Annotated in this window: 6 protein-coding genes; 1 reads left to right on the plus strand and 5 read right to left on the minus strand. The window is 65.2% G+C overall.

The features are described from left to right. Positions 1–131 precede the first annotated feature (131 nt). From VDP82_RS11455 to VDP82_RS11465, 3 genes are read right to left on the minus strand one after another with little or no spacing between them, the layout of a single operon-like run. Positions 132–1,193 (minus strand): D-TA family PLP-dependent enzyme, encoded by a 1,062-nt coding sequence (locus VDP82_RS11455; protein WP_323014979.1) that lies wholly within the window; start codon positions 1,191–1,193, stop codon positions 132–134. Further along, the gene (locus VDP82_RS11460; RefSeq protein ID WP_416347105.1) at positions 1,190–1,954 is read right to left on the minus strand and encodes an SDR family oxidoreductase; all 765 of its coding nucleotides are present in this window, start codon (positions 1,952–1,954) and stop codon (positions 1,190–1,192) included. The genes VDP82_RS11455 and VDP82_RS11460 overlap by 4 nt, the downstream gene beginning before the upstream one ends. A 24-nt stretch (positions 1,955–1,978) precedes the next feature. Beyond that, positions 1,979–2,362: a RidA family protein gene (locus VDP82_RS11465; protein ID WP_323014981.1), complete on the minus strand. Its 384-nt coding sequence runs from the start codon at positions 2,360–2,362 to the stop codon at positions 1,979–1,981. Between the two features lie 194 nt (positions 2,363–2,556). Between VDP82_RS11465 and VDP82_RS11470 the strand changes: the two genes are divergently transcribed. Continuing rightward, positions 2,557–4,014: a M81 family metallopeptidase gene (locus VDP82_RS11470; RefSeq protein WP_323014982.1), complete on the plus strand. Its 1,458-nt coding sequence runs from the start codon at positions 2,557–2,559 to the stop codon at positions 4,012–4,014. A 330-nt stretch (positions 4,015–4,344) separates the two neighbouring features. On the opposite strand, the gene VDP82_RS11475 is transcribed toward VDP82_RS11470, so the two are convergent. Both VDP82_RS11475 and VDP82_RS11480 read right to left on the minus strand, forming a co-directional pair. Beyond that, on the minus strand, positions 4,345–6,354 hold the full coding sequence (locus VDP82_RS11475) for a beta-N-acetylhexosaminidase (protein ID WP_323014983.1): 2,010 nt from the start codon (positions 6,352–6,354) through the stop codon (positions 4,345–4,347). A 178-nt stretch (positions 6,355–6,532) separates the two neighbouring features. Continuing rightward, positions 6,533–7,255, minus strand: a 723-nt coding sequence (locus tag VDP82_RS11480) for a MurR/RpiR family transcriptional regulator (protein ID WP_323014984.1), incomplete at its 5' end; no start/stop codon positions are given.

A 7,255-nucleotide genomic window follows, 5' to 3' on the forward strand; every position in this document is an offset into this window, starting at 1 on the left:
GTGGCGGGGAAGAGAAGAAAGCCCTTTGGCTTTTGAGGATGACCTCCTGCGCTTCGGCGCTGTTCCCCGCCCCCTGTCATGCCGGCTCTAGGCCGGGGCGACAGGGTGGTGGCGTGGGGCACCATGATCGCTCAATCCACCCTGCCGCGCGCGGCGACGGGGACGGTTTCGACCAGATGGTCGCCGGAAATCAGGTGCACCTGGTCGAAGAGATTGGAGACGACGCAGGCGTGGTTGGGGATGATGCGCAGCTTTTCCCCGATCGCGGGGCGGGCAGCGCAGGCGGAAAGGTCGATGGTGCCGTGCTCCTCGCTGAGGCCGGTGATGACGGCGCCGGGATAGGCTTCGATGAGGCCGAACCCGTCCATGCCCAGCGTATCGCTGGTCAGCGCCTTGGAGCCGGCATCGATGATGGCGCGGTCGGGCGTGGGACGGCTGACAACGGTCGCGAGCACGGTGAGGGCGCAATCCTCGAAACCACCGACGCCGCGCGCAACCTGGGAGCGGTCCATGTAGATATAGGTGCCGGGGCGATGCTCAGTGGCGGCCTCGACCTCATGGGCGCGCCAAAGATCGGGGGTGCCGCCATTGGAGATGGTTTCGGGCGGCAGGCCGACTTGGGTAAGCAAGGTCTTGGCGCTGGAGAGGAATTTGGCATTGGCTTCGACCTGGCCGGCGGCGGGATAGGTCATGAGGCCGCCAAAGCGCAGGCCGGGGGAATTGGCGATCTTGCCGGCCAGGGCCAGCGCCGCCTCGGGGCTCTGCACGCCGCAACGGCCCATGCCGGTGTCGCATTCGACCAGCACGGTGAGCGGCCTGGGCGAAGCGGCGAAGGCGCGGGAGAGGCCCTCGATCGTTTCGGCGCTATCGGCGGTGACGGAGATGTCGATGCGCTCATGCAGCGCCCGCAACCGGGCCAGCTTGGCCGCGCCGATGATGTTGTAGGGCAGGAAAATCGGAGCAACGCCGGCATCGGCGAACACTTCCGCTTCGCCCAGCTTCTGCACGGTTATGCCCACCGCGCCCAGCTCCATGGCGCGTTTGGCAAAGCGCGGCAGCTTGTGGGTTTTGATATGAGGGCGCAGGCGCAGGCCGTGGGCATCGGCATAGGCCTGGGCGCGGGCGAGATTGGCCTCGACCCTGTCGATATCGATGAGGACGCAAGGGGTATCGAGTTCGAGAATATCGGTCATTTGCCTCTGAGGACCTCATCGACGAAACGCAGATTGCCGGCGGTGAGGCCGGCATCGACCGGCAGCACCGTGCCGGTTATGCCCGAGGCCGCGTCGGAGCAGAAGAACAGAGCCGCATTGGCCACCTCCTGGGGCGAAACCATGCGCCCCAGCGGATAATGGGGCAGGACATTATCGAGCAGGGTCGGATCGGCTTCCAGCCGATGATCCCAGGCCGGGGTGCGAACCGAGCCGGGGCACACGACATTGGCGCGCACACCCTCGGCGCCGCGCTCGACGGCGATGGCCTTGGCGTAGGCAATCAGCCCCGCCTTGGCGGCGGAATAGGCCGGATTGCCGAAATGGACCAAGGCGTTGACGGAGGAGATGAACACCACGCTCCCCCTGCCCCGCGCCGCCATGGCGGCGATGACGGGATCGGTGAGCGCATAGGCGCCGTTGAGGTTGATGGCGATCTCGGCGGCCCAGACCGCATCATCCAGATGCCCGAAATGCTCGGCGCGGGTGAAGCCGGCATTGGCGACCACGGCGTCGGGCGCGCCATGATCGGCCAGCCAGGCGGAAACGGCGGCGCGGGTGGCCCCGGCATCGGCCTGATCGCACAGGATGGTGCCGGCCAGGTCAAGCCCGGCGAGCAGGGCCGGGTCGCGGTCGATGGCGACCACCTGCGCCCCTGCCTCGCGGAAGGTCTCGACCATGGTACGGCCGATGCCACCGCCGGCGCCGGAAATGAGAACCGTTTTTCCAGAAAGGCCGAACATGCCGGTCATGGTTTTTCCCTTATTTCACGGGCCTTTATAGGCGACGCATTCGATCTCGACCTTGCAGTCGACCATCATGTGGCTCTGCACGCAGGCGCGGGCCGGCGGATGCTCGCCGAAATAGCTCTTATAGACGCCGTTGAAGCTCCAGAAATCGCGCGGGTCATCGAGCCAGACGCCGCAGCGCACCACGTGTTCGAGACCGTAGCCGGCCTCTTGGAGAATGGCGATGACGTTCTGAATCGTCAGATGCGTCTGCTCGACGATGCCGCCATTGATGATCTCGCCATCCTTCATGGCGACCTGGCCGGAAACATAGAGCCAGCCGCCGGCCTCGACGGCGCGGGCGAAGGGCAGGTTCTGGCCGCCGGCACCGGATTTGTCCGCACCATAACGTTTGATCGGCATGGAAGCCTCCTGAGCTGTTTTGAAAGTCAATTTCGTTTTGTGGCATTTTAGCGCGATAAAACCGCGCTTTCGCCGGCAAATTCCGGGTCAAAATGTAAATTTCTTACGTGATTGACCGGCATGGAGCATGCTAGCCTGTCTTTCGGGCGGTGTCTGCCGCCCGCTCCCGTCAGCCTCGTTCTGCGAGTTTTCCCGTGCGCGTCTTCACCGCTGCCCTCGCCACCGAAACCAACACATTTTCGCCCATCGCGGTGGACCGGAAGGCCTTCGAGGCCTCGCTCTACGCCCCGCCCGGCCAGCATCCGGCGACGCCGACGCTATGCACCGCCCCCATCACCGTGGGGCGCGAGGTCTGCGCCCGCGAGGGGTGGGAGCTGATCGAGGGCAGCGCCAGCTGGGCCGACCCGGCGGGGCTGGTCGCGCGCAGCACCTATGAGCAACTGCGCGACGAAATTCTCACGCAATTACAGGCCGCTATGCCGGTAGATGCAGTCATGCTGGGGCTGCATGGCGCCATGGTGGCGCAGGGCTATGACGACCCCGAAGGCGATTTGCTCGGCCAGGTGCGCGACATCGTGGGGCCAAAAGTGGTGATTGCCGCCGAGCTGGACCCGCATAGCCATCTGACCGCCAGGCGGGTGGAAATGGCTAACGTATTGGTGGTGTTCAAGGAATTTCCGCATACCGACTTCGTCGACCGGGCGCGGGACCTCTGGGATATCACCGTGCGAACGCTCAAGGGCGAGATATCCCCGGTGATGAGCATCTTCGACTGCCGGATGATCGATGTGTTCCCCACCTCCAAACAACCGATGCGCGGCTTTGTCGACAGGCTCTATGCCCTTGAAAAATCGGAGAAAGACGTTCTTTCCCTATCGGTAATCCATGGCTTCATGGCTGGCGACGTGCCCGAAATGGGCACCAAGATCATCGCGGTGACCGACAATAATCCCCGTTTGGGCGCCGAACTCGCCGAGCGGCTGGGCAGAGAACTTTTTTCCATGCGTGGCACCTTCATGGTCGAACAGGTGGACGAAAAGGCCGCTCTGGACGCGGCGGTGGCCGCGCCGAAAGGACCGGTGGTGATCGCCGATGTGTGGGACAATCCCGGCGGCGGCACCGCAGGCGATGCCACCGTCATTCTGGAGGAAATCCTGGCCCGGGGGATAAGGGACGTGGCGGTGGGCACGATCTGGGACCCCATCGCGGTGCAGATCTGCATGGCGGCTGGGGAAGGGGCGGAAATCACCCTGCGCTTCGGGGCCAAATCGGCGCCGCAAACCGGCAATCCCGTCGACCGGCTGGTCACGGTCAAGCGCCTGGTAAAGAACGCGGAAATGCGGTTCGGGGACAGCTTCGCCCCCTTTGGCGACGCGGCCTGGATCAGCTTTGACGGGGTGGACGTGATCCTCAACTCCACACGGGCGCAGAGCTTCGATCCGAGCCTGTTCTCGGTGATGGGAATCGAGCCGACATCGCGGAAAATCCTGCTGATCAAATCGACCAACCACTTCTACGATTCCTTCTCGAAAATCGCCTCCGAGATCATCTATTGCTCGGCGGGAAAGCCCTATCCCAACCGGCCGGCGGAAACGAACTACCGCAAGGCGCGGCGCGATATCTGGCCCATGGTGGAGAACCCCTGGGCCTAGCATTTGGGGCGAATTGGCTAGCAGACTGTTAGCATCGAGCGTCCCCCATGGTGACGCTGAGCATGAATTTGCGCGGGGGCTGGGGGGAACCAGGCTTCTCTATCGTGGCTCTCGACACCCCCTCCCGGCCTCCCCCATCAAGGGGGGAGGTGCATGCCGGCGGATGGGACGGCATGGTGCCTCACTCAGCGGGCCTTCCTTCTCCCCTCGCGGGAGAAGGTGCCCGAAGGGCGGATGAGGGGGTGCTTCCCCGAACACCGCGCCAGCGAAAAGGTGGATTGCCGGGACGAGCCCGGCAATGACGATGAAGGAGGGATCAGAGCCTAATCCTTACTCCACCGCCCAGTTGCCATACATAATCGGCATGAGGCCGGCCAAAGCCTGGAACCGGGGCCAGCTTTTGCGTTCGGGCAGGGTCCAGCCGGCCTCGGCGATGGCCGAGAGGCGGGGGAAGACCAGGCGGTCGAAAATGGCGCGGTCGGTCATCGACTCGCTCCAGATACAGGCCTGGACGCCCATCAGGTGCTCGAGCCCCGCAGCGGAAAAGCCGGCGCGGGCCTCGAATTCATAGGTTTCCTGCGGGCCGGACCAGCCGGCCCAGCCGGCGCCGGGCTCGGCCCAGGCAAGGCTGTTGGCCATGTCGAGATAATAGCGCTGGCCGGGAGAGACGACGATGTTGAAGCCGCGCTCGGCCAAAGCGGCGTTGATCTCGACATTGCGCCAGCCGATGACGAAGCTCTTGTCCTTTTCCACCGCGTCGCCATGGGCCGCCTCTTCCCAGCCACCGGTGATGGCGCCCTTGGCGGTGATGTAATCATGCACGCGGCGGATGAAATGGGCTTGCAGGATCGCGGTGGGCGAGCCCTCGATCTCGTCGGCGCCATGATGATTGCCGAGCTGGTTGAACTGGCCCTCATGCTTCTTGCGCATTTGCGGGCCAGCCAGCTTTTCGATGAGATCGAGCGCCAGGGGCGAGCCCGACCAGGCCGCCAGCGGCACCTCGTCGGCCCCGACATGGAAGATGCCGGCGGGGAACATTTCCAGCACTTCATCGACGATGGTTTCGACGAAGCGGTAGACCGGCTCATGGGCGGGGTTGAGGCTGTTATTGGGGAAGCCCTGCACCGACTGGTATTCCCCCTTTTCATCGGGATCGCGCAATTCGGGCAGCGATTGCAGCGCGGCGTAGAAATGGCCGGGCATGTCGATTTCGGGAATGACGGTGATGGCGAGGCTATCGGCCAGGGCGACGATATCGCGCACCACTTGCTTGCTGTAATAGCCGCCGGTGGGCTGGGGACCCGAGCCGAGCAGAGGCGGCAGCGCCTTGCCATGGCCGCGCCAGGCGCCGATCTCGGTCAATTGCGGATAGGCGTCGATTTCGAGGCGCCAGGCCTCGTCTTCGGAAAGGTGCCAATGGAACTTGTTGAGCTTTTTCCAGGCCAGCAGCTTCAAAAGGCGGCTGACCTCGGCGCCGGTATAGAACTGGCGGGCCACGTCGAGATGGCAGCCGCGATAGGCAAAGCCGGGCGCGTCGGCAATGGTGCCGCCGGTGGGAAAGACAAAGGTCTGCGGATATTGCCGGGCGCCGCGCAGGATCTGGCCGAGCGTGACCAGGCCGTAGAACATGCCCTGGCGGGTGGTGGCGGACACACTGGCGCCGTTTTCGGAAAACGCGATCTCGTAGGCCTCTTCGGCCAGGCCCGCCTTGGCGCGGATGGCGACGGGCATGCCGGCTTCGGAGGCCGGCCGCACGATGGCCTCGACGGGGAAAAGGTCGGCCACCAGGGTCGAAAAGGCGGCGGCGGCGCGCTCGGCCAGTTCGCCCTCAGGCAGCAGGTTGAAGCCGGGCGGGGCGATGCGCGCGCCGGTGGTAGCGACCGAACGCGGCCAGGGAATGATGGAGACAGGCACCGGCGCCTTGGCCGGCACGGGGAAACGCACCGCGCCCTTGAGCAGGGGCGAATTATGGCCCTTGCCGCGCGTCGGCGTGGTGGCGGCGGGCACCACGGTGCCATCGCTCAGCTCGACATAGCCGCTATTGGCGCCGTCGCTCCAATGGCGCAGGCCATAGGAGAGGCCGCGGGCGGTGGCGATCCAGGTCTCGCCCGGGGCCAGCACATAGCCCTCGGGCGGGGCGATGAGCGTGTGATTGGACAGGCGCACCAGAAGGCGGCCGTTTTCAAGCGTGGCATGGGGATCGATGCGGGCGGGGCCGGAAAAACCGAGCTTGAAGCCGCTGACCGGCTCGGAGCCGGTATTGGTCAATTCAATGCCATAGCCGAGCGGCGCGTCATCGGCGGCGGGCGTCCAGGTGGTGGAGAGGGAGAAGGAGATCATGGGAAACTCTTGGGCTCTGGAATGAAGGCCGGTGCGGGCACGATCGGCACCCTCCCCCTTGTGGGGAGGGCTGGGGAGGGGGCGGGATCAACCGGGGAAATCGGGGCTTCCCGCACCCCCTCCCATCCTCCCCCATCAAGGGGGAGGTGCCGTTCCGCTTGCGTGGAGGGTCATTGGTTCAATCCCCCAGGGGCTGGGCGTCGTCGCCGTCGCGGTTGATGACGAGCTGGTGCTTGATGCGGCGCATGGTGGCCACGGCCGGCGCGCCCAGGCGGGTGGCGACGGTCTGGGCGAGCACGTCGACAGTGGCCAGGAAGGCGTAGCGCCCCGGCGTGGGGCGCAGAATGTCGGCGTTTTCGTGCCAGTTGACCGGCAAAAGAATGTCGGCCTGCTCGGCCACCGGGGAGCCGGAACGGGTGGCGACGATGCGCATGATGCCGTATTCGCCCGCAATGGTGAGGGCGCGGGCGAGCTGGTGATTATTGCCCGAAAGGGAAAAGGCGATGAGCACCGAACCGGGGGGCGCGGCGGCGGCGCGCATCAGTTGCAGCTGGTGATCGTCGGTGGCGGCGACCTTAAGACCGAGCCGGAACAGGCGCGTCTCCATCTCGGTGGCCATCATGGAGGAGGCGCCGCCCGAGCCGAAGCTGAGCACGAAGCTGGATTTGACCAGGCTTTCTGCGGCGCGCTCGATGGCGTCGACATCCATGTGGTCGAAGGTCTCGTAGATGATCGACTGGATGCCGTTGACGATGCCGTGGGCAATGTCGCGCACGCTGGAGGGGCCGGAGGCGGGCGCGAAATAGCGCTGGCCGACAAAGCGCGACTGGGCCAGCCGCACCTTGAAATCGGCATAGGAATCGCAGCCCAGCCGGCGGCAGAAGCGGGTGACGGTGGGCGG

Source organism: Devosia sp. (genome assembly GCF_034675085.1).
In the GTDB taxonomy this organism is placed as follows: domain Bacteria; phylum Pseudomonadota; class Alphaproteobacteria; order Rhizobiales; family Devosiaceae; genus Devosia.